Here is a 26,028-nt window from a genome sequence, read left to right as displayed (position 1 = left end):
GGGCCTGCAGGGCGGCCCCGGGGAGCGGCCCGTTCGAGGGGCGCTCCCGCCTGCCCAGTCTCACCCGCTGGGGGCACTCTCACCCGCTGAGCCGCGCTGCGCTTGAGCTGTGCGTGGGCGGCAGGGGGGTCAGCCGGTAGGTGTCGCGGTGGGCGGTGACCCGGCCGGCGGTGGGGGCGGGGAAGTGGGTGCCGAGCAGCAGGGTGTCGGTGCCGGCGAGCGAGGCGAGCAGGGCGCGGCGGGAGGCTTCGGCCTGGCCGGGGTCGATGTCGACGCAGCTTCCCAGGTGGGGGTGGGAGAGCTGGACGGGGTGGTGGATCAGGTCGCCGGTGATCAGCGCGGTGTGGCCGCGGCTGGTCAGCTGCACGGCGAGGTGGCCGGGGGTGTGGCCGGGGGTGGGCAGCAGGCGCAGCCCCGGGGCGATCTCGGCGCCCTGGGCCGGGACGTCGAGGAGGTCGAGGAGCCCGGCGTCCTCGACGGGGTGCACGGAGTCGCGGAACATCTGCCGGCGCGCCTCGTCCATGCTCTGCGCGGCCCAGAAGTCCCGCTCGGTGCGGGAGGTGAGGTAGCGGGCGTGGGGGAAGGTGGGCACCCACGCGCCGTCCGCCGCCCGGCGGGTGTTCCAGCCGACGTGGTCGGTGTGCAGGTGGGTGAGGACGACCAGGTCGATGGTCTCGGGGGGGAATCCGGCGTCGGTCAGGCGCTGGAGGTAGTCGGTGCGCAGGTGGTGCCAGGCGGGGTTGGCGCGGGTCTTGCCGTTGCCGATGCCGGTGTCGACGAGGACGCGCAAGGGCCCCAGGGTGAGCGCGAAGCTGTGGCTGTCCAGGCGCAGGGTGCCCTCGGGGTCGGCGAAGTCGGGGCTGAGCCAGTCCTGTTGCGCGATGACGTCGGCGGTGGCGCCGGGCAGCAGCCAGGGTCCGGTCTGCGGGGGCAGCGGTGTCTCGTCGATGCGGTGAAGGGTGATGTCGCCGACGGTCCAGTGGGGGGCTGCGGCGGACGGCCCGGTGCGCTGCGGGGCGGGTGCCTGGGGGACGGGTGTCTGCGGGGCGGGCGTCTGCATGGCTGGGGTCCTTTGGCCGGGAGGCGGGCGGGTGTGCGGGTGCAGGTGTGCGGTGGTGCGCGGGCTGAGCGCGAGCCGCGAGCTGCTGGTGCGGGGCGGGTCGGTGCCAGTACGAGGATCCGTACCGGCACCAGCCAACTAAAAGCTAACCGTTTGCGTTAAGTGAACATAGGCCCTACCGTGGCCCTAACGCAAACGCTTAGCTTTTAGCGGCGGTGGGCGCCCCTCCTTCCGCCATCCGCCCCCGCACCGCCCTCCCCGACAAGCCCCGACAAGCAGAAGAGGCCCCATGCCCGCCGCTGAAGAACTCACGCCACCCGAAGCCGCCCGCTGGGCGGCCCGCGCCGGGCTCCCGCTGCCCGGTGACCGCCACCAGGCGGTGGCCGCCACGGCCGACCACATCCACTCCGTCGTCGCCGTCCTGCGGGAACTTGACTTCGCCGACACCCCGCCCACCCCCCACGACGCCGCAGGGGAGACGCACCATGCAGCCGTATGAGCTGACCCTGACCGCTGCCGCGCAGCAGATACGGGCCCGCCGGCTCTCCCCCGTAGAGCTGGTGGACTCGGTACTGGAGCGGATCGAGCAGAGCGAACCCGTCCTGAACGCCTACGTCACCGTGACGGCGGAGCGGGCCCGCCGTTCGGCGCGCAGGGCCGAGGACGACGCCGCGGCGGGCCGGTTCACCGGCCCCCTGCACGGCATCCCCGTGGCGCTGAAGGACCTGATCGACGTTGCGGGGCTGCCCACCACGGCGAGCTCGCGGGCCCGCACGGGCCACCGGGCGGACGCCGACAGCACCGTCGCGGCCCGCCTGGCCGCGGCCGGCACCGCCCTGCTGGGCAAGACCCACACCCACGAGTTCGCCTACGGGCTGACCACCCCCCAGACCCGCAACGCCTGGGACCAGGACCGGGTGGCCGGCGGCTCCAGCGGCGGCTCGGCCGTCGCCGTGGCCGCGGGCGCGGCCCCCTTCGCCCTGGGCACCGACACCGGGGGATCGATCCGGGTGCCCGCCGCGCTGAACGGCATCGTCGGCCTCAAGCCCACCTACGGCCTGATCCCCCGGCACGGCGTGACCTCCCTGTCCTGGTCCCTGGACCACGTCGGCCCCCTGACCCGCACCGTCCAGGACGCGGCGCTGGCCCTGAACGTCCTGGCCGGCCACGACCCCCGCGACCCCGCGAGCCTGGCCGCACCCCCCACCGACTACCGGCCCGCCCCCGACGCCGACCTGAGGGGCCTGCGCGTCGGCGTCCCGCGCACCTACTACTTCGACCACGTCAGCGACCAGGTCGAGACCGCGGTACGCGCCGCCATCACCCACCTGCGGGAGCTGGGCGCCACCCTCGTCGACGTCGACATCCCCATGACCCGCTACGTCCAGGCCACCCAGTGGGGCCTGATGGTCCCCGAAGCCACCGCCTACCACGAACAGACCCTGCGCTCGGCCCCCGAACAGTACGGGCCCGACATCCGGGTCCTGCTGGAAGCCGGTGCGCTGATGCCCGCCGGCGACTACCTGCGCGCCCGCCGGGCCCGCACCCTCATGCGCCGGGCCTGGCTGGACATGCTGCAGGCCGTCGACGTGATCGCCGCGCCCACCGTCCCCGCGACCGCCGTCCCCGCCGGGCAGGAGAGCCTCACCTGGCCCGACGGCACCCGCGAGGCGGTCTCCGACGCCTATGTGCGCCTGTCGGCCCCCGCCGACATCACCGGCCTGCCCGCCCTGTCCCTGCCGGTCGGCCGCGACCGCGCCGGCCTGCCCATCGGCATGCAACTGCTGGGCGGCCCCCTGGCCGAAGCGGCCCTGCTGCGCGTGGGCCACGCCTACGAACAGACCGCCCCCACCCCCGTCGCCGCCCCCGCCCTCGCCCCTGTTCCTGTTCCCGTCCCGGCACCCCGGGCGGGAAGCTGAAAGACGGATCCGTCCTAGAGTGAGGCCCGTGACCCGTAGAACGATGGCGCGCCCGGGCGGCCGCAGCGCCCGCGTCCAGGAAGCAGTCCACACCGCCGTACGCGAGCTCGCCGCGGAGGTGGGCCGCGACGCCCTGACGGTGCCCCAGATCGCCGCCCGCGCCGAGGTCACCCCCTCGACGATCTACCGCCGCTGGGGCGACCTGCAGGCACTCCTGTCGGACGTGGCGGTCGAGCGCCTGCGCCCCGAGACACCGCCGGAGGACCGGGGCGCCCTGGAGGCCGACCTGCGGGCCTGGGCCGAACTGTTCCTGGACGAGATGGCCTCCCCGGCGGGCCGCGCCTACATCCGCGACGCACTCCTCGGCGACCCCGACGGCAGCAACGCGGGCCAGTGCTCCGCCTACGCGGCCGAACAGATCGACGTCATCCTCGCCCGCGCGGCCGGGCGCGGGGAGCGCGGACCCGACACCGAGACGGTCCTCGACCACGTCGTCGCACCGATGATGTACCGCATCCTCTTCCGCCCGGGCGCCCTGGACGCCGCGTACGCGCACCGGCTGGTGAGCGGCGTCCTGGCCACCTGACCCGCCCCGCCGCGCCCTGGCCACGCGCGCGGTGACCGCCCGCGGCACGCGTGGCCAGGCACCCAGCGCCTGTGCCGGCGCCGGGCAACCGTGGTGCGGGCCCCGCGGAAGTCCCCGGTGGGAGGGGCGAGGGCGGGCCCGCGCACGGCGCCTCCCCGTGAAGAGCACCGCTTCACTCGCTCGGCGCCCCTTGGCTGCCCGCATGCCGGGGGCGGAGCGGGTGCCTGGAATGCATTGAGTAGGCGCCGGCCCGCACGGCCGCCGTTTCCTCACGGCGGCCGTAGAGCTCAGGGGGTCCGGGCACACCGGGCGGGGGCGGCGAAGGGAGCACGCCCGCACGCTACTTACGCCCACCCCCGCCCGGAAGCCCCGCGTCCACCGCACGGGGCACACCACCAGCGGCCCGCCCGCCCGGGTGTGCGCGGGCACAACCGCAGAGCCGCGAGCCGCCCACCGTCCCCCCGCCACCAGCCAGGTGACGGGCCGTCAGGGCCAGGAGGTATGCGGGCAGTTGCCCCGGTACTCCTCGATCGTCGGGCTCGGCTTGGGCAGCGGGCAGAGGAACTGCTCGCAGCGGCTGTCGTCGTCGATGAACCGCTTCAGCCAGGAAATGCTGTACTTCGCGATCGTCGTGTTGGACGTGTTCGGCGTGAGGTGGGTGGCGTTGTTGAGCTCCAGGTAGGCCTTGTCCAGCGAGGTGGGCAGCGACCGGTAGAACGGCTCGGAGTGGGTGGCCACCGGGGCCACGGTGTCCCCGTCCGCGCCCACGACCAGCGTGGGCGTGCGCAGTTCGGGCCAGGTGGTGTCCAGGTTCCAGCCGGTGAGGGGGATCGCCGCCTTCAGCGACGTGCGGCTCTTGGCCGCCTCCAGGGTGCCGCCGCCGCCCATCGAATGCCCCATCACCCCGAGCCGGGACGCGTCGATCCGGCCGCGTACCGAACTGGACTTCGTCAAGTAGTCCAGCGCCGCCAGGAGTTGACGGCCACTGCTGTCGGGCTGGTCCAGGGTGGTGAGGGTGTCGATCGTGAAGACGACGAAGCCCTGGGAGGCCAGCCGCGGACCCAGCCAGGCGATGCTCGACTGGTAGGCGGTGAAGCCGGGGGAGATGACGACCGCGCCGAACGTGCCGTCCGCGGTGGAGGTGGGGTAGTAGACGGTGCCCCCGCCGAAGCCGGACACCCCCAGCGGGGAGACGCTGGTCTGTGAGACGGCGTAGGAACCGCGCGGGGCCTCGATGCTGGAGACCGTCGGCGCGGGGCCGCGCTCATAGGGGTTGTCCGCGGCGGCCCGGGCCCCGGGCGCCAGGCCGGTGCCCAGCAGGGCGGCGGTGGCGGCGGAGGCGGCCAGACAGGCCCGCACCGCGGGACGGGAGAAGACGTGCAGAGGCGCGGGAGGGGTCCTCTCGGTCGTGGCGGCACCCCACGGGAGGAGACAGGTGCGCCCCGCTGGGCACCGCCGTGTTCGTCGGCGCTCTCACCGTGACGCTCCCGGGCCGCGCAGGCATCGGCGAAATCACCGGCGCCACCAACCACATGCGCCGCCGGGCCCCGCCCCGCGTGCCCCACGCCGCCCTGCGCCGCGCCCCGCACCACCCGCCCCCCCCCGGGCCCGGTGAACCCCCGCCGCGCCCCGACCCGACCTCCGCACCCCAGCCCCCGCACCCCAGCCCCCGCACCCCAGCCCCCGCACCCCAGCCCCCGCACCCCAGCCCCCGCACCCCGACCCAGCCCCCTCGCACCCCCAACTCACCCCACCTCACCCCGGCCCACCCCCACACCCCACCCACCCCCGCCCCCTCCTCCGAACCACGCCGCCCCAGTGGAACAATTGGGGCATGTTGTCCACCGGTCAGGCGCTGCAGTCAAGCGCCGCACCCCTTTTCGACACGGGCGCGGGGCAAAGCGCCCGCCAGTTCGCCGAACTCGGCCTGGCGCTCGTGCTGTCGCTGCTGATCGGAGTGGAGCGCGAAGCACGGCAGAAGAGCGCCGGCATGCGTACCCACATGCTGGTCGGCGTGGGCAGCGCCCTGTTCATGGAAGTGTCCATCCACGGCTTCGCCGCCACCGCCCACCTCCAGGGAGCCTCCCTCGACCCCTCACGGGTCGCCGCCCAGATCGTTTCCGGGATCGGCTTCATCGGCGGCGGACTGATCTTCGTCAAACGCGACGCCGTCCAAGGGCTCACCACGGCCGCGACCATCTGGCTGACCTGCGGTATCGGCATGGCCTGCGGCGGCGGCCTGCCACTGCTCGCCGCCGCGGCGACCGTCGTGCACTTCCTCGTCGTACGGGGCCTGCCGCGCCTGACCGACCGCATCCCCCTCAAACCCCGGCCGAGGGCGCTGCAGCTCACCGTCACCTACGACACCGCGCAGGGCCTGCTGGGCCGGGTACTGGAGCTGACGACCACCGCGGGCTTCCGGGTCGACGCGGTACGCGTGACGCGCGAGGAAGCACCACGGGGCCGGGCGTCGGCGTGCCTCAGACTCCAGGGCGCGGCGGAACCCCACCCCCTCGTGGCGCAGCTCGCCCGGCTCGAGGGGATCAGCGAGGTCGACCTGGGCTCCCCGACGGACACGACCGAATGACCAGAGCCGCCCGCCACGCCCGCCCCACGGCCGCCCCACGCCTCCCGAGCAGGTCGGACGTACGGGGGCGGAGGACGCGCCGCCCCGGTCCGGGACGGCCAATGAAATCATCGAGGAATGTCTGACGTGATCATTGCCGCCTGCGACGGAGCGGCGAAGAAGAACCCCGGGCCCGCGGCCTGGGCCTGGGTGGTCGCCGACGCCGAGGGCCGCCCGCAGCGCTGGGAGGCAGGACCGCTCGGCCACTCCACGAACAACGTGGCCGAACTGACCGCGCTGGCCGAGCTGCTGGAAGCCACCGACCCCGCCGTGCCGATCGAGGTACGCATGGACAGCCAGTACGCCATGAACGCGGTCACCAAGTGGATCGCCTCCTGGAAGCGCAACGGCTGGCTGACCGCGGCGAAGAAGCCGGTCGCCAACAAGGACCTCGTCGTACGCATCGACGCCCTGCTGCACAACCGTGCCGTGACGTTCCGCCACGTGGCCGCCCACCGCGTGGACGGCGATCACCTCAACGCGATCGCCGACGTCGCGGCCAGCGACGCCGCCACGACCCAGCAGCCCGCGGGCACCGCCCACGGCGCACAGGAGATCCCCGCACCGCGCCCGGACCGCGTGAGCGCGTCCCCCGCGCGCCGCACGCCCCACCAGAGCGGCGCCCGCGCGAAGAAGACCTCGACCGGCGCCGTCATCAAGGCCAAGTTCCCCGGCCGCTGCCACTGCCAGAAGCCGTACACCGCCGGGGAGAAGATCGCCAAGAACGCGCACGGCTGGGGCCATGTGGAGTGCCGCGAGAGCGCCGGCGCCTGACGCCCGGCCCGCAGGCGGGGGTTCAAAGACAGGCTCTCAGCGATGCCGCGCCGACACGGCCCGCGCAGCACCGCTGAGGGGCCCGGCCCGGGGCAGGGTGGAGGAGTGGATCAGACGACAGAGGCCGGAATCTTCACCCGCAGGCTCGGCGCCCCGCCCCGTGCAGGCACCCCCGCCATGGTCCTCGTCCACGGACTGGGCCTTTCGGGACGCTACTTCCTGCCCCTGGCGCGGCGCCTGGCCGCGAACGGCACGACCGTCCTGGTACCCGACCTGCCGGGCAACGCCCGCTCCAGGGCCGCCGCGCGCCGCGCACCGGGCGTGGGACAACTCGCCGACGCCCTGGCGCACTGGCACCAGCGCCTGGCACTGGGCCCGAGCTGCCTGGTGGCCAACTCGGTCGGCTGCCAGGTGAGCGCGGCCCTCGCCGCCCGCCACCCGCGCCTGGTGAGCGGGATGGTCCTGGTCGGCCCGGCGCTCCAACCAAGGACATCCGGCCTGCGCCAGTTCGGCCGGCTCCTGGCGGACGTACCCCGCGAGCCCTTCTCCCTGCTCCCGCTGGCCGCGACGGACTACCTGCTGACCGGCCTCGCGCGCTGCGCCGCGTCCTTCCGCGGCGCCCTGCGCGACGCGGCTGAGTCATTCGAGGGGAACCTCGCCCGCGCCACCGCGCCGACCCTCGTCGTACGGGGAGCGGGTGACACCATCGCCTCCCGGGCCTGGGCCGCGCACGTGGCGCGCCTGGCCGGCGAGGGACGAACGGCCCAGATCCCGGGCGCGGCCCACGCCGCCCACTACAGCGCGCCGGACGCCCTGGCGGCGCTCATCGAAGAGTTCACGGCGGGAGAGCCCTCATGAAGCCGTCAAGGACGTCCGGTTCCGCGCCGGAGCGGCGCCCGCGCCCGCAGAAGCCCTCGCCCTGGCTGCGCCTGCTGCCCGGCATCTCTCCCAAGCGCCGCGGCTTCGTGCTGGCCTGGTGGGGGTTTGCCCTGACCTTCGCGGGGATGCGCCTGCTGACCTGGCTGATCCACATCGACGTGGCCGGGGTGGGGGACATGCAGGCCGGGGGAGTGCACATCCACCACTACGTGTGGGGCATCCTGCTGCTGGTGGCGGTGGGCGCCCTGGGCCTGGCCGAACGCTCGGCCAGGGCCCGCGCCTGGATGGGACTGGCCTACGGGGTGGGGCTCGCCCTCGTCGTCGACGAGGCCGCACTGCTGATCAGCCTGGAGGACGTGTACTGGGACACCGAGGGCGGCGTCAGTATCGCCCTGGCCATCGCCGTGATCGCCCTGGCGGGAAGCGTCCTGGCGATGACACGCGGGCGGCGCGCCTCGAAAAGGGACCGGGAGGACAGCTGAGGGCTGCGGGCCTGTCGCTCCCTCCGCTCACGTCAGGTCGATGCGTCACATGACGTATGGGCAGGCGCAGTTGAGCACATCCTCGTCTTCACCGCAGCTCAAGAAGATCACATAAACGGAGATCAGAGCTGGCAAGCTGCTCGGCATGGGGTGGAGGTTTAAGACAGGCTCTCAGCCGGGCCGGCGAGCCCCGGCCGGATACGGCCGCAGAACCTGCCTTTGCACCCTCGCCGTCCGCGCGGAGCGCGGGCGCGCCCCGGCGCCCGGTGCGCGGGCGGGAGTCCAGAGCCAGGCTCTCAGGCGCCCTCAGGTGTTCTCGCCCTCACGCACCTGCCGCACCGCCTGCTGGGCGGCGTAGAAGTCGGCGTCGGACACGCCCGGGTCGTCCTCGATCCGGTCGAGCCAGTCCTCGATCTCCTCGGCTGTCCACAGGTCGAAACCCTTGGGAATGTCCAGCGTCGTGGTATCCGCGCGCAGCTGCTCGGCGGCAGCGGCCTCCTTGACGCTGCGCGTGCTCACCTCGATCATCGCGGCTCTCCCTTCGCTACGTTGGGGGGAACGGACGGGCGACCTTGCCAGAGGCCGGCCGGGGATGTCCAACCGGCTTCAACCGGCTGCCGCTCCCGCCCGTACACCGCCCCGCCCGCCCGCCGCCCGGCGGGTTCAAAGCCAGGCTCTCAGAGCCCGGCCTGCGCCACGACGTCGCCGAGCGCACGCCCCAGCGGCAGGTCGACGCGCCCACTGGCCCAGCGGTCCCCGCGGGTGGGGCCCTGGTTCACGATCAGCACCGGGATGCGGGCCTGCGCCGCCTGGCGCACGAAGCGCAGCCCGGACATGACGGTCAGGGACGAGCCCAGCACGAGCAGCGTCGCCGCCTCCCCGACCAGACGCCGGCACGCCGCGACCCGCTCGGGCGGCACGTTCTCGCCGAAGAACACGACGTCCGGCTTGAGGACCCCGGTGCCGCAGGCCGCGCACGCCACCACCTGGAAGGCGCGCACCGCCTCCTGGGGCAGCTCCACGTCGCCGTCCGGGTTGACCCGCGCCGCGCGGTGCCGTGCGGCGACGGCCTCGAACTGCGGGTTGGCCTCCCGCAGCCGGCCGTCGAGCTCCGCGCGGTCGGTGACCTGCCCGCAAGCCAGGCAGACCACCCGGCTCAGACTGCCGTGGAGCTCCTGCACCCCGCGCGCTCCCGCGGCCTGCTGCAGCCCGTCGACGTTCTGCGTGATCACGCCGGTGACCAGGCCCGCTGCGGCGAGCGCGGCGACCGCCCGGTGGCCGGTGTTCGGGCGGGCCCGGGCCATGGCCCGCCATCCCAGCTGGCTGCGGGCCCAGTACCGGCGGCGTGCGTGCGCGCTCCCGGTGAACTCCTGGAACGTCATGGGCACGTGATTGCGCCGCAGCGAGCCGTGTTCCCCGCGGTAGTCGGGGATGCCGGATTCCGTCGACAGGCCCGCCCCGCTGAGGACGACGACGCCTCCCGCCCGCACCGCGGCCACGACCGGCGACAGGTCGCGGGAGGCGGGAGGCAGGTCGCCCTCGGGCTCCCAGGTCAACGTCGGCCGCATCCGCATGACCGCCAGCTTAGAGCCTGTCTTTGAGACCCCCGCCGTCCGCGCGAAGCGCGGGCCGGGGGGCCGCCGTGCCCTTTCAGACGGCGCTGAGCGGGTGGGCCGCCGTGGCCGAGCGCGGGGGCCAGGCGCGGGGGGCCAGGATGCCAAGGACGTAGGCCCGGGCGACGAGCGCGGGGCGACTGGCGGCGCCCAGCAGCTGCCGCAGCCGGCTGAGGTGGTAGTCGACCGTCTGCCGCGACAGCTTCAGCGAGGCGGCGATGTCACTGTTGCTGCTGCCCTGCGCCAGGAGGGAGAGGATACGGACCTGCGCGGGGGTCAGCGAGGGATGCGCCTCATGGGCCAGGCCCCGCTGGGTGACCACGGCCCACACATGCCGGGCCCGGGCCGCGCCGGGCCCCACCGTCGTCAGGTTCAGCTGCGCACGGCACTGCAGCCCCTGGGCGTCGACGAGCACCGCGGACGTCTCCACCCGTCTGGTGCGGCGCGCTATCAGCCCCTTCCACCGGCGCTGCAGCCCCTCCAGGCCGGGGGAGGGGGCGAGCAGGGTGTGCGCCCGGCGCCCCACCAGGTCGGGCAGGCTGAGATGGAACAGCTCGGCCGCCGCCGCGCTCGCCTGCACCACCCGCCCGCCGGCCGACAGCAGCGCACAGGGCAGCCCGCTGTGATCGCGCAGCGCCTGCAGGCTCTCCTCCGCCTCCTGGCGCTGGACCCTGGCACGCAAGTGGTCGGTGATATCCACGTAGATCCCGGCGACACAGCTCTGCGCGTTCTCCCGCACGGGAAAACGGTGCCCGACCGCGTGCCCGGCACTGCCGTCCGGACGCCGGTAGCCCACCGTGTGGCGCACCGGCCTGCCCCGGGTCAGGACCTCCTGGTCCAGGGCGCGGAAGCGGACGGCCTCGGCGGGAGCGTCGAAGTCCTCGATGCACTTGCCGGTGAGCTCGCCCACCGTGGTCCCGTACAGGTGCGCGTAGGCGTGATTGGCCCACAGGTAGCGGCCCTCCCGGTCCCGGATGAACGCGGCGGCCGGCGCCAGATCGACGAGATCGGCGAAGGCGGCGTACCGGCGCGGCACTTCGGGGCTGTCCCCGACCTCCACGGCAAGGCCCCGCGTACGGCTGCGGGCCCGGCCCCCGTCCAGAGGCCAGCTCACCTCGAAGGTGCGCCCGTCGAAGCGGGCCTGCCAGTGGCCCTGCTGCGCCGGACGCCCCGCCTCCGCGCACTCCTGGTGCATCCGCTCCAGAAAACGCTGCGCCGTCCCGGTGTCGGCGAACGCGCCGCCGCCCCTCTCCAGCACCTGCCACGGCTGGTCGACCTCCCACCAGAACACCGGAAGCTGCTCGAGCAGCGCCTTGAGACTGGAATCATCCACAGCGGTTTCTCCGTCCGTATACGGCCCGTTGACGCACGGTCACCACGCGATGCGTATCCCGCCCCGATCTCCCGCATGCTCGGTTTCTCGGCCGAAGTGGCACCAGCCCACCAGAAGCACCGCCCAACACGCCCCGCGACTCAGGCATTTGCCTGAACGCCAGACGCCCGCGCCGCCCCGGCACACCCCTGCCGCCTGGTCCCCTTGAGTGTGCGGGTGAACACACCCCGCCACCCACACCCCGGTGCCCCCCGCCGTACCCGGCGCGCGGCACCGGCCCCCACGGGGGACAACCGTCAACTGAACGAATGGAGACGAACTTCAGTGAGCAAGGTGCTGATAGTGCACGCAAAAGGCGGCCCGCCGCTCGGCCACGTCCTGTCCCGGGCGGCCGCGAGAGCACAAGTGCACCTGCTGGCGCTCAGCGCCCTTCCCCCCGCCGTGGCGGACACCGCCCACACCCTGTGCGCCTCGGTGACCACACCCACCCGCGCCGAACGCGGCGACCTGGTGTCCCTGATCGTCTCGCAGGCCCGGGCCGTCGGCGCCGACGCGGTGCTCACCTTCTCCGAATACGCGGTGGTGGCCGTCGCCCAGGCATGCCAGACCCTGGACCTGCCCGGCGCGGGCAACGCCGCCGCACTCGCCCGCGACAAACGCCTGATGCGGCACACCTGGCACCGCCACGGCCTGCCCCAGCCCCAGTTCCGCCCCGTCGCCACCCTCGCCGACCTGCACGACGCAGCCGCCCACCTGCCCTTCCCGCTGCTCCTCAAAGCGGCCTGGAGCGCGGGCTCCACCGCACACCAGATCATCCGCACCCCACGCGACGTACCCGCAGCCTGGCACCGCTCGCGCGAAGTCATGGCCGAATCCGCCCAGCTGGGCTACGCCGAACTCCATGTCGCCGAAGCCGACGCCGACTTCGTCGTCGAACAGATCGTGACCGGCACCGCCGCCGACTGGTTCGAGGAACCCGGCTGGGGCGACTACGTCAGCGTCGAAGGCGTCGTGGCGGACGGCGTCTTCCACCCCGTCTGCCTCAGCGGCCGGATGCCCACCGTCGAACCCTTCACCGAACGCGCCGGCATCACCCCCGCCCTGCTGCCCCACGCCGCCCAGGAACGGATCGTCGACCTGGCCCGCCGCTCCGTCGACGCCCTGGGCCTGCGCGACTGCGGAACCCACACCGAGATCAAACTCGGCGCGCACGGACAGATGTGGCTCATCGAGACCGCCGCCCGCTTCGGCGGCGCGATGACCGTCCCCCAGGTCGAGGAAGTCTTCGGACTCGACCTCATCGCCATGCTCATCGACCACCTCCTGGGCCGCCCCGTCCACTGGCCCGCACAGGCCCTCACCCCCGCACAGGCCAACGGCGCCGCCGGCTCCCTGGTCGTCCTCGCCGTCGACAGCCAGGGCCGGCCCTGGCCCGACCGCAAGATCTGGGACTTCCCCACCCTCACCGCCACCGTGCCGCTCAGCCCCGGCAGCCGCCTCTCCGTGGTCGCGGAGAGCTCCCTGGACGACGGCAGCCTCATCCCGCTCTACGACCCGGCCGCCGGCGCCAACACCATGGCCGCCCTGTGCCTGCTCTCGGCCACCGACCCGCACACGGTCCTCAGCGACTTCGAAACCCTCATCGACGCCCTGCCCCACACCCTGCCCACCGCCCAGCCCGAGGAGGCCGCCCGATGACCACCCCGCTCCTCACCAACACCCCCCAGCCGGCCACCGACCGCACCGTCATCGGCGAAAACCTCTCCCTGCCCCTGTTCCGCACCCTCTCCGGCGTCCTGGCCGGCCACCCCTACCTCAAAGTCGTCGTCGACCGCACCGAAAACACCTGGCACCTCCTGGACACCACCGCCCACCCCTTCCACGTCAACTACATCGCCACCCGCATCCTGGGCATGCAACTGACCGAACTCGACGCCGACCTCGACACCTTCAACACCTCCGTCTACACCGACCCCCACCGCCGCTTCCTCCTCGGCGTCCTCTCCCTGCACACCGACCCCGACACCGAAGGCCGCGAACGCACCTTCCTCGTCCTGGAGACCACCGAAGCCGACACCATGCACGGCGAACTCCTGGAAATCTTCTACGAGTTCACCCGCGCCCGCGTCGACAGCCGGCTGCCCCTGCTGCTCAAACCCGCCAACCACAGCCAAGAAGAAGCCCTCGCCACCATCAGCGAACTGCGCGTGCCCCGCATCCTCAGCCACGAACTCTTCGGCTCCCGCACCCGCACCCCCCTCAACCCCGGCGAAGCCACCGGCCGCCTGCGCTACTTCGCCACCCACGAGGAGTACACCGCCGCCGAAGCACAACTCGGCTGGGCCGACATCGTCGCCATGCCCTGCCTGCCCGACGACATCCCCCGCGTCGCCGGCTTCCTCAACACCGCCCCCATCACCCCCCTCTCCCACACCAACGTCCTCGCCACCGGCTGGGGCATCCCCAACGCCATCGTCCTGGACCTGCAACCCCTCCTCACCCAGCACGACCTCAACAACCAATGGGTCCACTACCAGGTACGCGAAGACGACATCACCCTGCACCGCCTGGATGACGAACCCACCCTGCAACCCCCCTCCTGGCACCAGCAGCGCATACGCCTGCAGCCACCCCTGCTCGAAGACACCCCCGTCCTGGCCCTGCACCGCCTGCGCAGCACCGACCGGGACCGCTACGGCACCAAAGCAGCCAACCTCGGCGAACTCCACCACGTCCTGGACAGCCGCAGCGCCGACCTCACCGCCTACTACGCCCGCCCCCGCCCCCCACGCGACAACCTCTACCACCACCTCGCCCAACGCCTGGGCCTGACCACCCCCACCCCCCACGAACTACGCGCCGCCGCAGCCCACTTCACCGCCACCACCACCGGCGCCCCCCAAGGCGTCGCCCTGCCCTTCGCCCTCCAGCAGCACTTCCTCACCTCCAGCCCACCCCTCCAGCAAGCCATCGGCAAACTCAAAATGGCCCTCGAACTCGACGCCGGCGACGTCCTGGACTCGCTCTGCCTGCAACTCCAGCACCTCATCCGCCACACCCCCCTGCCCGACACCGTCACCCGCCAGATCACCCAGGCCTTCCCCACCCCCCACAAACGCCTGGTGGTGCGCTCCTCCTCCAACGCCGAAGACCTCCCCGGCTTCTCCGCGGCCGGCGTCTACGACTCCGTCACCACCGTCCACTCCACCAGCCAACTCCTTGACGCCGTACGCCAGGTATGGGCCTCCCTGCTCTCCCCCCGCAGCGTCCGACTGCGCCACCAGGTCGGCATCTCCCTGGACGACACCTACATGGGCGTGATCATCCAGGAGTACGTCCCCGCCACCCTCGGCGGCGTCCTGGTGACCTGCAACCCCACCCGCCGCGAAGACTTCCGCAACGTCTACCTCAACTGCACACCCGGCTCACCCGAAGACGTCGTCGACGGCTCCGTACTGCCCCAGCAATACCTCTACAACACCGTCGAAGGCGGCGGCCGCACCGTCGCCCTGGGCTCCTGGGACAAGCCCCTGCCCGCCACCACCCGCGCCCGCCTGGCCGACCTCTGCCTGACCGGACGACTCCTGCAATCCCACTTCAGCACGGCACCAGGCGGCGGCACAGACGTCGACACGCCCCTGGACATCGAATGGCTCATGACCGAACAGGGCGACTTCCGGCTGGTCCAGATCCGCCCCTACGCCCTGTGACCCCCCGCCCCGGGCGACCGCACCCCGCCCACAAACCGGGCACACCCCACCTGACCCACACCGCACGCCGCATCATCCGGCTCAACTACGGCTTCCAGCTCCTGTTCAACCTGCTGTGGTGGATGCCGGTCTTCTACGCCTACCAGAAAACAGCCGGACTGAGCGACGCCCAGATCTTCGGCATCCAGAGCATCTACTACATCGCCTTCTGCCTCTTCGAAATCCCCACCGGACTCATCGCCGACCGCATCGGCACCCGCAACTGCCTGCGCGCCGGCGCAGTAGTCATGACAGCCGCCAACCTCGCCCCCGTCCTCAGCGCCTCCTACACCGGCTTCCTCCTGCACTTCCTCGCCATCGCCGCAGGCCGCTCCCTGACCTCCGGCGCGGCAAGCGCCTACCTCTACGACGGACTGCGCGAGGAGAACTGCGGCGAGCACTACCTCACAGCGGAAGGCACCGCACGCGCCCTGGGCCTGGCGGCGAAAGTCCTCTGCTGGCCCCTGGTCGGCCCCCTCATGTCACTGGCCCACCCGGCCCCCTACCTGCTCAGCGCCCTCAGCGCGGCAGGCTCCCTGGCCTGCGCCGCCGCACTGCCCCGCCTCACTCCCCACCCAGCCACCCCACCGACAGCAGGCCGGAGCACCACCGCCGCCGCCGGACGCCAGAGCGGCACCTTCCTGCGGGACGCGGGCTCCGCACTGCGCTGCGTCGCCTCCTCACCCTGGCTGGCCCTGCTGATGATGCAGGGCGTGGCACTCTTCACGCTCTCCCGCATCTGCCAGGTCAACCTCTTCCAGCCGATCCTCCTGGACCACGGCATCGCGGAAACCTCACACGGCGGAGTACTGGCCGCCATGACAGTGGCCGAAGCAATCGCCTCGGCCCGCCCCCGATGGCTGACCCGCCGCCTCACCCCCGTCACCTGGGTCACCCTCCTCAGCCTCGCCCTCGCGGCCACCCTGGCGGCCATGACCCTCGGCGGCGCCTGGACCGTCATCGCCCTGCTCTGCCTGTTCGCCGCCGCAACCGGCTTCGCCTACCCCATCCAGCGCAAACTGATCAACGACGCCATCCCCGCCCACGCCCCCCGCGCCACCCTGCTCTCCATCGAAAGCATCGTGGACCGCGCGATCTGCGCCCTGGCCGCCGTCGCCGCGGGCGCCTACCTCTCCGCCGGACACCTCGACACCCTGCTCTGGCACAGCGCCATCGCCACGGCACTCCTGCTCACCGCCTTCCAACTGCTCCTGCACACCGGCGTGATGAAACGCCACAAGGCATCCGCAGCCGCCCGGGGCGACCACACGGGGGAGCGGACGGGGGAGCAGACACGGGAGACGGACGCGACACGGACCGGCTGACCGCGGGCCGGGCACCCGCCGACACGGACACCCGCCCGCCCCTGCGTCAACGGCCCCGGCGGCCGAGGAGTTCGATCCACCAAACCGGCAGATACGCGGGCCGGTGAGGCCGGCCGACCTGATACGGCACATACCCCAGCGATCCCGCCACCTCGACCTCCCCGGCCGTCTCCGCCTGATAGACCACCCGGCAGCGCCCCGCCCCGGCCTTGGCGCGCTGCCACAGCACCGCAGCCGGCTTGCGCTCCGCCTCCGTACGAGGAGTAAAGACCCGATCACCGAAGTCCCGCCACGCGAAAGGCACCGACCCCCGCCACGTGGCATCGACCTCCTTCCGCAACCGGGCAGCCCGCTCAGCATCACTCGCACCCCAGGAAGAGGGAACATTGGTGATCAGCCCGACCCGGACATGCCGCTCCCGCAAGGCCCGCAGATACGAAGCCGCCCCCGGCAGATAACCGGTACTGCCGTCGTCCGCGGTGTGCACCAAGGTCTCCCCCAGGTCGAAATACACGACGGGACAGCCACGTCCGGCCCCGTCCCGCGCCCCGGAGCGGGCGCCCGGCCCACCCTCCGCACCCGCCGGCGCAGCCGCAACCGCACTCACCGGAGCACAGAGCACCACCGACGCCACCACCACACCGAGCGCAAGCCGCACACCAACGGCCCTGCTGGAGACGGAACTCCTCACGGCGTCGCCACCCTTCTCCCGGCGCACCACGAAGATGCGCACCTGTCCAGTCCATGACACACAGCCGCCGCAAGATACCCCACACAACTCAAGGCACACCCGCACGAGCCGCCCACCTGGAACACGAGCCGCCCACCCGGAACACGAGCCGCCCACCCGGAACGCGAGCCGCCCACCCACACCCAGCAACCGACACCACCCCGACCTCACACGAGTGACTCGGCGGCCCTACTCCCTCACCCCACGCCCAGAACCCGCTATCAAGGCCCAATGACCAGCACAACGACACACGGTCACCCCACCACCCGTCCCCGCCGACCCCGCGGGCACCCCTGGGCAGCAACCGCACCACTGACCGCAGCCGCACTCCTGTACAACGCCTGGCTCCTGGAAACACTCATCCCCACAGGACTCGACGCACGCCACTCCTACGTCAGCGAGCTGTATGCCCAGGACAGCCCACACCGATGGCTCTTCGCCAGCCTCGAACTGATCTGCGCCGCCCTCATCGTCACCGGAGCCCTGGCCGGCGCCGCCGTCACCGCAGCCGACCGAACAGCCCGCACCGGATGGTGGGCCCTGGCCGGACTCGGCCTCTGCTCCGTAGCCGACGTCCTGATGCCCATGACATGCGCACCCTCACTCCAACCCGGATGCCGCGCCGTACACCCCGCCCACACCCTCACCAGCGCCCTGGTGCACTTCTGCCTCTTCGCCTCCATGGCCCTGATCATCCGGTCCGCACAAAAACGCGGCCACCCCCGCCTCCTCACCCACTGGGGACCACCGGTCGCCTGGAGCGCCCTCACCTTCTCGCTGTGCACCGTAGGACCCCTGATCGGACACGGCGGATGGCACGGCATCGCCCAACGCTGCCACCTGCTCATGGTCGGCACCTGGCTGGCGCTGCTCGCCCACAGCGCCCACACGACACACACCGCCCCCCAAACCACCACCGAAACACCGACTCAGCACCAAACCCCGGCATAACCGCGCACCACCCACCCGGCCACCACCCCTCCGCCCCCCACCGTGAGAAGCCGCCGTGGACGCAACCATCCTGTCCACCCTCTTCGCCGTACTGACCGCCCAGGCCAACGCCACCGGCACCGTCCTGCAACGAGTGGCCGCCCGCACCCTGCGGACCGAAGACGCCTTCAGCCCACGCCTCATCCGACACCTGCTGCGCAACCCCGCCTGGCTCGCAGGCATCACCGTCATCATCGCCGCAGCCGCACTCCAAGCACTCGCCCTGGCCTACGGCCCACTCTCACTCGTACAACCCCTCCTCGTCCTCGAACTCCCACTCGCCCTGATCATCGCCCAACTCTTCACCCACACCCCCATGCCACCAGGCGGCTGGACCGCCTCCCTCCTCACCACCACAGGCCTGGCCCTCGCCCTGAGCGCGGCAGCACCCACCGAAGGCAACCACCACATCTCCGGCCTCCGCTGGACCACCGCACTCCTGACCACAGGACTCGGCACAGGCATCTGCACCGCAGCCGCCCTGACCCGCCCCCGAGGCAAAGCACGCGCCGCACTCTTCGGCACCGCATCCGCACTCACCTACGCCCTCACTGCCGCACTCATGAACGCCGCCATCGCCACCCTCACCGACTCAGGCATCCGCGCCTTCGCCACCACCTGGCAGACCTACGGCTGCCTGGCAGCAGGCGCATGCGCCCTGTTCCTGCTCACCAACGCGATGGAATCCGGCCCACTGATCGCCTCACAACCCGCCCTCACCCTCGGCGAAGCCGCCGCCAGCCTGGCCCTCGGCACAGCCCTCAACGGCGACCGACTGCACACAGGCTGGTCACTCGCACCACAGATCGCGGGCGCGGCCCTGATGATCTGGGGCGTCGTCCTGCTCTCCGCACTACAGCCCAGCGAGGACTGACCGAGCACCACATCTGAGAAACCGTGCGGACCGCCCACCAGGTCACGAGCCGCGCTGCTACCAGGTGCTGGCGACTAACCTGGGTGACTCGTAAACGAGCTGAAAGGTGCAGATGGTGGCTTACACGCCGGCTGAGCGCGCCCTGGCAAGCTCGTTCACCTCCGATGACGGCGCGACCAGGTTCGATGTCATCGACCTGACGGTGGATTACCACCCGGACCGCAGCATCACGTTGACCTACCGGCTCAGCGTCGTGCGTAAGGGGCAAGCCGACGAGTGCTGGGTGTTCACACTGCCATGGAGCGACAAATCCTTCGCGGACGTGTTCACCGCGCCTGCCCCCGACCCTGAGCGCCTTCGTCAACTGGTCCAGCTGGTGCGCGGCCTCATGGGCGACTGGTGGGACCTCAAGAGGTCCAACCGGCACTTCGCGAAGATGGGACACCGGTGTCCCTGAGTGGGGGCGCCGACGGCCGTCTTCATGTGCTCTTCGTCAGCTCCGCGAACCTCAAAACGATGCAGCAGGGCTGACTGCCCCAGGTTCCCGTCCGGCCCGTGTGACACGGTCACGGGTATCTGTACACCTCTCATCTGTTTTCCCAGGTAGAGGCGTTTCGGAAAGAGTCTGTGACTCTGCGCCTCTGTCCAGCGGTTCCAGACCGCGGCGCCGCGCGCAGCATGTCATCGGGCAGGCCGACCTCCTGGAGCATGTCGGCGGCCTTACTCAGTTCCGGGGCCCGGCCGCCGTCGACGCGGCGATGCCGCACGCCTCCGAGACCGGCCGCCGCGCGGCGGCCGGACAGCAGTTGCACCAGGACGTCACCGCCCAGGAGTGGATCCGCGAGCACCGGTGGGCACAGGTCCGCGAGCAGCAGGCCGGTGCAGCTGGGGCCCGTGCCGAAGCAGCGGCCGACGCGGCCGCTGCCGCCGACGTCGACCAGGAGCTGGAGCTTTGTCCTCGAGGACCTGGCCCGCGAGCAGGCCGCATCTGGCGGGTGCGGGGGTTGAAGGACCACAGCCTCGTCTTCGACCACATCGACCACATCGACCGCTACGGCGAGACGTCCGCGAGGCGGCTGTTCAGCCACCAGCTGGTCGATGAGGCGCAGCGCCTGGCCGGGTATGCTCCACCCGCTTCTCGGGCACGCCACCTGGGGGCGGGCATGAGCTCGGCTGCCGCGTCATACCAGCGGCGCCACTGCACCTGGTACTCCTCGCCGACGAGGCCAGCGAGCTGCGCCCGTGCTTCCTCGGCGCCGTGGTCATTGGCGTGATGGCCGGCCCGTCAGCACCAGCCGCCTGCCACACGCGTTTCGCATGCGGAGAAACGGCGGGCCGGCGTGGTCTCCTGGCAAGGAGAAACGGCTTCCCCACGTCAAGGAGCACACCACCATGACCATCGCTGTCGAACAGCTCTCCGATCCGGCAGTCCGACGACTGCTCGGCGCAGTCAACGCAGGTGACCGTGACGCTTTCGTCGCGGTCCTGACGGAGGACGCCACGCTGTCCGACGACGGTACGGAGCGCGACCTCGCCGACTGGGCCGATCGGGAGATCTTCTCCTCCCACGGGCACATCGACGTGGTGAGCGAACAGTCCGGTGGCCGGGCCCTGGTTGCTGACTATCGCAACGACACGTGGGGCGAGATGCGCACCGCCTGGCGGTTCACCGTCGCCCCTGACGGCCGCATCAGCCGCGTCGAGACCGGACAGGCCTGAAGCCCGCCGCCCCGCCATGAGCGCCGACCGCCGACGGCCCACCGCACGGACGGCCCGTCAGCGGCCCGCCGACGACGGATAGGGGGCCGTCCCACACGCCGTGGGCGTTCCAGCTCCCTCGCTCCTCAGCATCGACCGGACAGCTGCGGTCCACTCCACGAAGCCTGCGCCTGACGCCAGCACCCGCAGGGTTGAACTCCATGACCCGGGACGGAAAGACGTACTTCTACCTCACCGACACGCTCGGCTCCGTCGTCGCGGTCACGGACGAGGCAGGAGAGAAGAATCCGTACCTCTATGCCGAAGGCGACCCCGTCAACCGGATCGACCCGAGCGGCCTGGCACCTTGGGATGCTCTAGGAACTGCCGGCGACGTCACCAGCGCTGGAGTGAAGCTGATCCAGGGAGACACCAAAGGACCGTGGGGCGATGTCGCCGGGTCCGTGGTTGGCGCCGGTTTCGGTCTGGCATGCGAGTCCGTCATGCCGGGCGGCTCGATACCGACAGCTGGAGCCTCTGCCGTCGGTGGCCAGGCTGTGTGCTTCTCCGGCTCCTGGGCCTGGGCCGCAGGACAAGGAGCTTCCGAAGCCGTCAACTCCGCCGTCGGCTAATCAGGGACCTCAGCGCCGGGCGGCGAACTCAACAAGCGGAGGTGCCAGCAACATGGAAGACAACTACTTCAGGAGAAAAAGGACGACCTCCCGGCTCTTCCTGGTCGCCACGCTCCTCCTCGTTTGCGGCGCGGGCCTCGGCCTCGCCCTGACCATCGCCGGAAAGCCGACAGGCCTTGGGCTGGTAGCGCTCTCCCGTAGCCATCTGGGGCGTTAGTTACCTCGCTCGGCGCAGAGTGACTGGCGACGAAGTGTAAAGACCCGCCCGGCAGTGACAGGCCCCGACCAGAGCATCTGGTCGGGGCCTGTCACGTCTCCGCTCCGCCGGGAGCGCCAGTCCGATCGCCTCGGCGAACTCGCGCAGGTGCCTTCCACGCCGAGCTCGTCTTCGCTCAGCGTCATGTCCCCGCCGTGGGAGCGCAGCAGGGCAATCACCGGAAGACCGCCGCTCCGCAACCGAACCATCCCAGTCCCGCCCCGGTCGAGCACGGCTTCGCCCACCTCAAGAACTGGCGGATCCTGACCAAGCTCCGTACCGCTCCCGCCCGCGCCACCCACCTCCTGCGTGCACCCGGCGCCACCACCTTCGGTAGCCGTTCCGCCCTCTGGCCAAGAACCCCGAGCACGGCTTTGACTTGCTCGAACACGGCAACGGCAGTGAAGGGACACAGACGTGCGCGCACGGGGCATCAACTACGACACAGGGTTCCTCCCAGGGGAAGAACTCTCCCGCAAGAGCTTCACCCCTGAGACGGTCCGGCACGACATGGCGGTGATCTCCGAAGAACTCCACTGCGACGCCGTTCGCATCTCGGGACGAGAACCTGAACGGCTGAGCCTCGCCGCAAGACACGCTTCAGACACGGGCCTTGAGGTCTGGTTCGCCCCCTTTCCCGTGGACCTCCCCCACGACCAACTGCTCCCGTTCTTCACCGACTGCGCCGCTCGGGCCGAAGCCGTACGGGAAGCCGGCGCCGATGTCGTGTTCGTCGCCGGCTGCGAGATCAGCGCGTTCTGCCGCGGTTTCCTCCCGGGCGACACCTACGGCGACCGTATGCGGGCCATGGCCGGTGCCGACATGGAGTGGTGGTCCTCCCTCGGGCCGGTGCAAGAACGCCTCAACGACTTCCTCTCCCAGATCGCCGCGACCGTCCGTACACACTTCGGCGGGCAGATCACCTACGCCTCGGCCCCCTGGGAGTCCGTCGACTGGGGTGCGTTCGACGTCGTCGGCATCGATGCCTACCGGGCCGCCTACAACGCCGACAGCTTCCGTGACGAGCTGCGCGGGCACCTCGCCCACGGCAAGCCCGTCGCGGTGACCGAGTACGGAACCTGCGCGTACCGGGGCGCGGGAGAACGTGGCGGCATGGCCTGGCAGGTGCCGCACGGCGCCGTCCCGGACGAAGAGGAGCAGGCGCGCTACCTCACCGAAATGCTGGACATCTTCGAGGACGAAGGCGTGGACACCGCGCTTTGGTTCACCTTCGCCGGCTACAGCAGGCCCGGAGAGCACGACCTTGGCTCCTACGGCGCCGTCAGGATGCTCGACGAGAGGCGCTGGGAACCGAAGAAGGTATTCCACACGATGGCCGCCAGCAACTCGTCGCGGTCGCGGCGCCACTGCCTGCGTGCCCGTTCCAGCTCCCAGCCCAGCCGGACCACCACGACCCCCGGCCCCGCAACCAGCCCTTGCTGCTCCGCCGGCTCCTCCCCCTGCTCCTCTTCCTGCCCCTCGGCCCGCTCCCCGTCCTGTCCTTCCGCCTGCTCCTGACCCAGTCCTTCGGCCCGGTCCTGGTCGGGCTCGTGTTGCTGTTCCTGCGCCCGCTCCTGCCTTCCCGCGAGCTCAGGCAGCAGCGTCTGCTGCTCCTCGCTCTTCTTCTTGAGCAGGGGGATGCGGGTGTAGTCCAGGGGGAGGGTTTCGTGCCAGTCCACGGGCACGCGCAGGTGCCCCGTGCGCCGGTGGTAGGCGGTGATGGCGCGCATGAGGCGTTCGGTGTCTGCGGTGACGGGGTCGGACAGCACGGTGATCTTCAGCCAGTCCACGACCGCTGCGGCGGACCGCTGGCGGGTGAGAGTCAGCATCTACTGGAACTCGCGCGCGCGTTCCTCGGCCCGCTGCCGCGCCTCTGTGGGCGGCTGCACGCGGTGCGGGCCGCGACTGCTGCTGCGACCCGCACGCTCCAGGCGCCGTACCGCCTCCTCCGGCCCCTCCAGCTCCTCATCTCCACGGGCGGTGTGGTCGGGTTCATAGGACTCCAGCGCGCGCAGCATGTTGATCACCGGGGCCCAGTCGGGTCCGACGAGTGTGTCGTCGGCTGCCTGGGGCGAGGTGGAGGACGGGCACGATGATGGATGCGACCTTGTCCGGGTTCTCCCAGTCGTAGCGCACAGCCCTGCCCGCGATCTGCAGGAGGTCGCCCTGCGCGGCGCGCGGGTCGACCAGGGCGACGGCGTCGACCGTCGGCACATCGACACCCTCCACCAGAAGCCGCGCTGAGCAGACGACGGCCAGGTCCACCGGCCGCCCCCGCAGGTCCGTCCCCGCCGCCAAGGCCCGCTGCCGCTCCCTGGTCGGCGTGCCTTCGTACAGGGCCACGGCCCATACCCGCTGGGGCGCCGAGGTCCCCTGTCCGTGCAGGACTCGCGCGAGCTGTGGCAGTGAAGAGGCGGCCGCGCGGGCTCCGGCCACGGTGGAGTGGTAGGCCAGCAGCCGACGGCACCCCACCCGGCCTGCGGCCCGCAGCACGGCCCCCAGCGACTCCGTGAGCAGCTCCGCCCGCACTCCCGCATCCACCCGCCCCCGGGCCGCGACGAACTCACGCAGACGCGCCTCGTCGACCTCGGCCGCCACGACCGGGCTGTGCGCGAGCTTGCCCCGCCGCTGCGCCTCCCGCAGACCCAGCCGGTAGGCGACCGGCCCATGCCGGCGCTCCGAGAGCCGCACCACCGGATCAGCAGCGACCAAACGCCCCTGCTCATCCCAGTGCACCGCACCCAGCAGCCGCGGCGTCGCCGTCATCGACAACCGGTGCCGCGCGGGCACCAGATGCTGCACGTTGACCCGCCCCCACACCCGTGACGTCTCCGTGTGGTGCGACTCGTCGCACACCAGCAGGTCCCACTCCGGCAGCGGCCGCGCCTCGTCCCGCTCCATCCTCAGCCGGTGCCCGGCGATCAGAGAGCCCTCCACACTCGCGTAGGTCGCCAGCACCGTGAACCGCCCCACGCCCTGGGAGGCGAAGGCGTTGGCGTGCCACGCCACCACCCGCGGATCTGTCGTCACCATCACCCCCGGCTCACCCGTCAAGGCGGCACCCCGTGGGGAGTACACGGCGATCACCGGCCCGCTGCGCCCGGCCGCGCGCAGCACGTGGTGGGTCTGCTCGAGGAGCGTCCGTGTGGGCACCACCATCAGCAGCGACCCCTGCCCGGCGACCAGGTCCGCGACGCGCACGGCCACCCGCGTCTTACCCAGCCCGGGCGCCATGTGCAGCTGGGCCCGGAACCGCGGACGGCGAGCCCTGGGGGAGGGGGTGTAGACCCGCATGATGGCGGCGACCGCGTCGCCCTGGTGGTCGTAGAACGCCGCGAGCTCGGCCTCCGACCGGACGGCCACATCCACCTTCACGATCAGCTCCCGGGGGTGCTCTGCAGGGGTGCCAGCGAATCAGCCGAACATCCAACCAACTTCCCTCTGTGACAACCTAGACGGCGCCCTCAGCCGAAGCAGTACATCCCTCCCCGTCCGAGCGAGCAATCGAACGCACACCCCAACCACCACCCCCAGAATTCCGGCAACAAATTGACCGCGAAAAGGCCACCAACTCACAGCACGGCAACGCCAATTACGGTAGTGTGTAACCAAGCAATCATGGTGTCGGGAGAAGGAAGAAGTGCCGGATAGGACGATCGACTTCGGGAAGTTCGGCGCCCACGGCATCAAGGGCTACGAGGCTGTTGCCCGACAGCTCGACAGGCTCGCCGGATTCATCGCCACTCCCATTACCGCGCGCCGTGGCCTGATGGCCCGTCTGCACTACCTCACCCGCACCCCCCACGCCCGCGAAGCAGCCCGCGCCGCCGGCCTCACCGTCAGCGACCGCACCCTGAAGGCCTGGCTGGACGGTAAGCGCAGCCCCTCCAAGCAGAACCTGCAGCACATCGAGACGGCCTACCGCACGGTGCGCCGCCGCAACGTGGCCCGGTACCTGACCAGCCGCCTCAACCGCGAAGGCCGCGGCACCCGGGTGGAATTCCACCCCCTCAATCAGTCCCGCGTCAGCCGCCCCCACCAGCGGGCCGTGCAGTTCCGCACCCTCAACGTCCGCCGCTGGGATCCGGTCGTAGCGGCCTGGGCCGCAGACGACGACCAGGCCCTGGACGACGCCTGGTTCGGCGACGTGACCGTCGAACTCGGCAGTGAATATGGCAGTTACGAGTACGTCTCCAATATCGGGTTCGCAGCATAACCTCAGAATTCGATATCCGACCCCGGATATCGAATTCAAAAACTGAAAGAGCGTCAGCGATTCCCGGAACAGAGGGAGAGCCGAAAACCGGCAGTCCCACCCACTCCCGTAGCTAGCCCCAGGAATTCGCGGAGCGAATTCCGCGCCGGATCGCGGAGCGATCCGGCTGCCAGGCAACGGAGTTGACTGGCCGTCAGCCCCGGAGGGGCTGACGGAGCAGCGCGGAGCGCTGCTCCGTCCCGCCGCGTAGCGGCGGCGCGTCGTGTCTGCGGAGCAGACCGCGCGC

The 26,028-nt window shown here is 71.5% G+C and carries 26 protein-coding genes; 19 read left to right on the top strand and 7 right to left on the bottom strand.

What is annotated here, in order from left to right; translation table 11 throughout:
• Positions 1-79 precede the first annotated feature (79 nt).
• Positions 80-1,060, bottom strand: coding sequence for an MBL fold metallo-hydrolase (locus AC07DI_RS36510; protein ID WP_478909163.1), 981 nt, complete (start codon positions 1,058-1,060; stop codon positions 80-82).
• 289 nt (positions 1,061-1,349) lie between these two features.
• Here AC07DI_RS36510 and AC07DI_RS36505 point away from each other — a divergent pair, with 289 nt between their 5' ends.
• From AC07DI_RS36505 to AC07DI_RS36495, 3 genes are read left to right on the top strand one after another with little or no spacing between them, the layout of a single operon-like run.
• On the top strand, positions 1,350-1,559 hold the full coding sequence (locus AC07DI_RS36505; protein WP_384250839.1) for a hypothetical protein: 210 nt from the start codon (positions 1,350-1,352) through the stop codon (positions 1,557-1,559).
• On the top strand, positions 1,546-2,979 hold the full coding sequence (locus AC07DI_RS36500; RefSeq protein ID WP_478909161.1) for an amidase: 1,434 nt from the start codon (positions 1,546-1,548) through the stop codon (positions 2,977-2,979). Before AC07DI_RS36505 ends, AC07DI_RS36500 begins: the two co-directional genes overlap by 14 nt.
• A gap of 43 nt (positions 2,980-3,022) precedes the next feature.
• The gene (locus AC07DI_RS36495; RefSeq protein WP_384251244.1) at positions 3,023-3,565 is read left to right on the top strand and encodes a TetR/AcrR family transcriptional regulator; all 543 of its coding nucleotides are present in this window, start codon (positions 3,023-3,025) and stop codon (positions 3,563-3,565) included.
• Between the two features lie 486 nt (positions 3,566-4,051).
• On the opposite strand, the gene bdeA is transcribed toward AC07DI_RS36495, so the two are convergent.
• Positions 4,052-4,924, bottom strand: a complete 873-nt coding sequence (bdeA, locus tag AC07DI_RS36490; RefSeq protein WP_478909159.1) for a bis(hydroxyethyl) terephthalate hydrolase — start codon at positions 4,922-4,924, stop codon at positions 4,052-4,054.
• A 475-nt stretch (positions 4,925-5,399) separates the two neighbouring features.
• Here bdeA and AC07DI_RS36485 point away from each other — a divergent pair, with 475 nt between their 5' ends.
• The 4 genes from AC07DI_RS36485 (at position 5,400) to AC07DI_RS36470 (ending at position 8,326) form a co-directional block, all read left to right on the top strand.
• Positions 5,400-6,152, top strand: a complete 753-nt coding sequence (locus tag AC07DI_RS36485; protein WP_384250844.1) for an MgtC/SapB family protein — start codon at positions 5,400-5,402, stop codon at positions 6,150-6,152.
• A 117-nt stretch (positions 6,153-6,269) separates the two neighbouring features.
• Entirely contained in the window at positions 6,270-6,965 is a 696-nt protein-coding gene (locus AC07DI_RS36480) for a ribonuclease H family protein (protein WP_478909158.1), read from the top strand.
• A 105-nt stretch (positions 6,966-7,070) separates the two neighbouring features.
• On the top strand, positions 7,071-7,823 hold the full coding sequence (locus AC07DI_RS36475) for an alpha/beta fold hydrolase (RefSeq protein WP_478909156.1): 753 nt from the start codon (positions 7,071-7,073) through the stop codon (positions 7,821-7,823).
• Positions 7,820-8,326, top strand: a complete 507-nt coding sequence (locus AC07DI_RS36470; protein ID WP_478909154.1) for a hypothetical protein — start codon at positions 7,820-7,822, stop codon at positions 8,324-8,326. The genes AC07DI_RS36475 and AC07DI_RS36470 overlap by 4 nt, the downstream gene beginning before the upstream one ends.
• 306 nt (positions 8,327-8,632) lie before the next feature.
• Here the strand turns inward: AC07DI_RS36470 and AC07DI_RS36465 are convergent, their stop codons facing one another.
• The 3 genes from AC07DI_RS36465 to AC07DI_RS36455 all read right to left on the bottom strand — a co-directional run bounded on the left by AC07DI_RS36465 (position 8,633) and on the right by AC07DI_RS36455 (position 11,272).
• A complete protein-coding gene (locus AC07DI_RS36465; RefSeq protein ID WP_478909152.1) occupies positions 8,633-8,854 on the bottom strand; it encodes a hypothetical protein in 222 nt (73 codons plus the stop codon).
• A gap of 149 nt (positions 8,855-9,003) precedes the next feature.
• Positions 9,004-9,900 (bottom strand): NAD-dependent protein deacetylase, encoded by an 897-nt coding sequence (locus AC07DI_RS36460; protein ID WP_478909150.1) that lies wholly within the window; start codon positions 9,898-9,900, stop codon positions 9,004-9,006.
• Positions 9,901-9,976: 76 nt separating this feature from the next.
• Entirely contained in the window at positions 9,977-11,272 is a 1,296-nt protein-coding gene (locus AC07DI_RS36455; RefSeq protein WP_478909148.1) for a PAS domain S-box protein, read from the bottom strand.
• Between the two features lie 324 nt (positions 11,273-11,596).
• Between AC07DI_RS36455 and AC07DI_RS36450 the strand changes: the two genes are divergently transcribed.
• From AC07DI_RS36450 to AC07DI_RS36440, 3 genes are read left to right on the top strand one after another with little or no spacing between them, the layout of a single operon-like run.
• The gene (locus tag AC07DI_RS36450; protein WP_478909147.1) at positions 11,597-12,970 is read left to right on the top strand and encodes an ATP-grasp domain-containing protein; all 1,374 of its coding nucleotides are present in this window, start codon (positions 11,597-11,599) and stop codon (positions 12,968-12,970) included.
• Positions 12,967-14,982, top strand: a complete 2,016-nt coding sequence (locus tag AC07DI_RS36445; protein WP_478909145.1) for a PEP/pyruvate-binding domain-containing protein — start codon at positions 12,967-12,969, stop codon at positions 14,980-14,982. Before AC07DI_RS36450 ends, AC07DI_RS36445 begins: the two co-directional genes overlap by 4 nt.
• A complete protein-coding gene (locus tag AC07DI_RS36440; protein WP_478909143.1) occupies positions 14,979-16,346 on the top strand; it encodes an MFS transporter in 1,368 nt (455 codons plus the stop codon). The genes AC07DI_RS36445 and AC07DI_RS36440 overlap by 4 nt, the downstream gene beginning before the upstream one ends.
• Before the next feature lie 46 nt (positions 16,347-16,392).
• Here AC07DI_RS36440 and AC07DI_RS36435 read toward each other — a convergent pair whose 3' ends face one another.
• The gene (locus AC07DI_RS36435) at positions 16,393-17,079 is read right to left on the bottom strand and encodes an HAD family hydrolase (RefSeq protein ID WP_384250891.1); all 687 of its coding nucleotides are present in this window, start codon (positions 17,077-17,079) and stop codon (positions 16,393-16,395) included.
• Between the two features lie 228 nt (positions 17,080-17,307).
• Between AC07DI_RS36435 and AC07DI_RS36430 the strand changes: the two genes are divergently transcribed.
• The 8 genes from AC07DI_RS36430 (at position 17,308) to AC07DI_RS36395 (ending at position 23,044) form a co-directional block, all read left to right on the top strand.
• Positions 17,308-18,027 (top strand): DUF998 domain-containing protein, encoded by a 720-nt coding sequence (locus tag AC07DI_RS36430; RefSeq protein ID WP_478909142.1) that lies wholly within the window; start codon positions 17,308-17,310, stop codon positions 18,025-18,027.
• 55 nt (positions 18,028-18,082) lie between these two features.
• Positions 18,083-18,940 carry a DMT family transporter gene (locus tag AC07DI_RS36425; RefSeq protein ID WP_478909140.1) on the top strand — a complete coding sequence of 286 codons (858 nt, stop codon included), beginning with the start codon at positions 18,083-18,085 and terminating at the stop codon, positions 18,938-18,940.
• Between the two features lie 112 nt (positions 18,941-19,052).
• Positions 19,053-19,397, top strand: coding sequence for a hypothetical protein (locus AC07DI_RS36420; RefSeq protein ID WP_478909138.1), 345 nt, complete (start codon positions 19,053-19,055; stop codon positions 19,395-19,397).
• 301 nt (positions 19,398-19,698) lie between these two features.
• On the top strand, positions 19,699-20,214 hold the full coding sequence (locus tag AC07DI_RS36415; RefSeq protein ID WP_478909137.1) for a hypothetical protein: 516 nt from the start codon (positions 19,699-19,701) through the stop codon (positions 20,212-20,214).
• 118 nt (positions 20,215-20,332) lie between these two features.
• The gene (locus tag AC07DI_RS36410; RefSeq protein ID WP_478909136.1) at positions 20,333-20,659 is read left to right on the top strand and encodes a nuclear transport factor 2 family protein; all 327 of its coding nucleotides are present in this window, start codon (positions 20,333-20,335) and stop codon (positions 20,657-20,659) included.
• Between the two features lie 200 nt (positions 20,660-20,859).
• Positions 20,860-21,270, top strand: a complete 411-nt coding sequence (locus tag AC07DI_RS36405; protein ID WP_478909134.1) for a hypothetical protein — start codon at positions 20,860-20,862, stop codon at positions 21,268-21,270.
• A 52-nt stretch (positions 21,271-21,322) separates the two neighbouring features.
• Entirely contained in the window at positions 21,323-21,487 is a 165-nt protein-coding gene (locus AC07DI_RS36400) for a hypothetical protein (RefSeq protein WP_478909133.1), read from the top strand.
• Positions 21,488-21,943: 456 nt separating this feature from the next.
• On the top strand, positions 21,944-23,044 hold the full coding sequence (locus tag AC07DI_RS36395) for a glycoside hydrolase family 113 (RefSeq protein ID WP_478909131.1): 1,101 nt from the start codon (positions 21,944-21,946) through the stop codon (positions 23,042-23,044).
• 474 nt (positions 23,045-23,518) lie between these two features.
• Here the strand turns inward: AC07DI_RS36395 and AC07DI_RS36390 are convergent, their stop codons facing one another.
• Positions 23,519-24,901, bottom strand: a complete 1,383-nt coding sequence (locus AC07DI_RS36390) for a DEAD/DEAH box helicase family protein (protein WP_478909129.1) — start codon at positions 24,899-24,901, stop codon at positions 23,519-23,521.
• A gap of 265 nt (positions 24,902-25,166) precedes the next feature.
• On the opposite strand from AC07DI_RS36390, the gene AC07DI_RS36385 reads away from it, so the two are divergent.
• Positions 25,167-25,742, top strand: a complete 576-nt coding sequence (locus AC07DI_RS36385) for a transcriptional regulator (RefSeq protein ID WP_478909127.1) — start codon at positions 25,167-25,169, stop codon at positions 25,740-25,742.
• Positions 25,743-26,028 lie beyond the last annotated feature (286 nt).

This window comes from Streptomyces sp. NPDC044106 (genome assembly GCF_056433985.1).
Note: the sequence above shows the minus strand (reverse complement) of the source record. Positions and strands in the feature narration are given on the sequence as shown.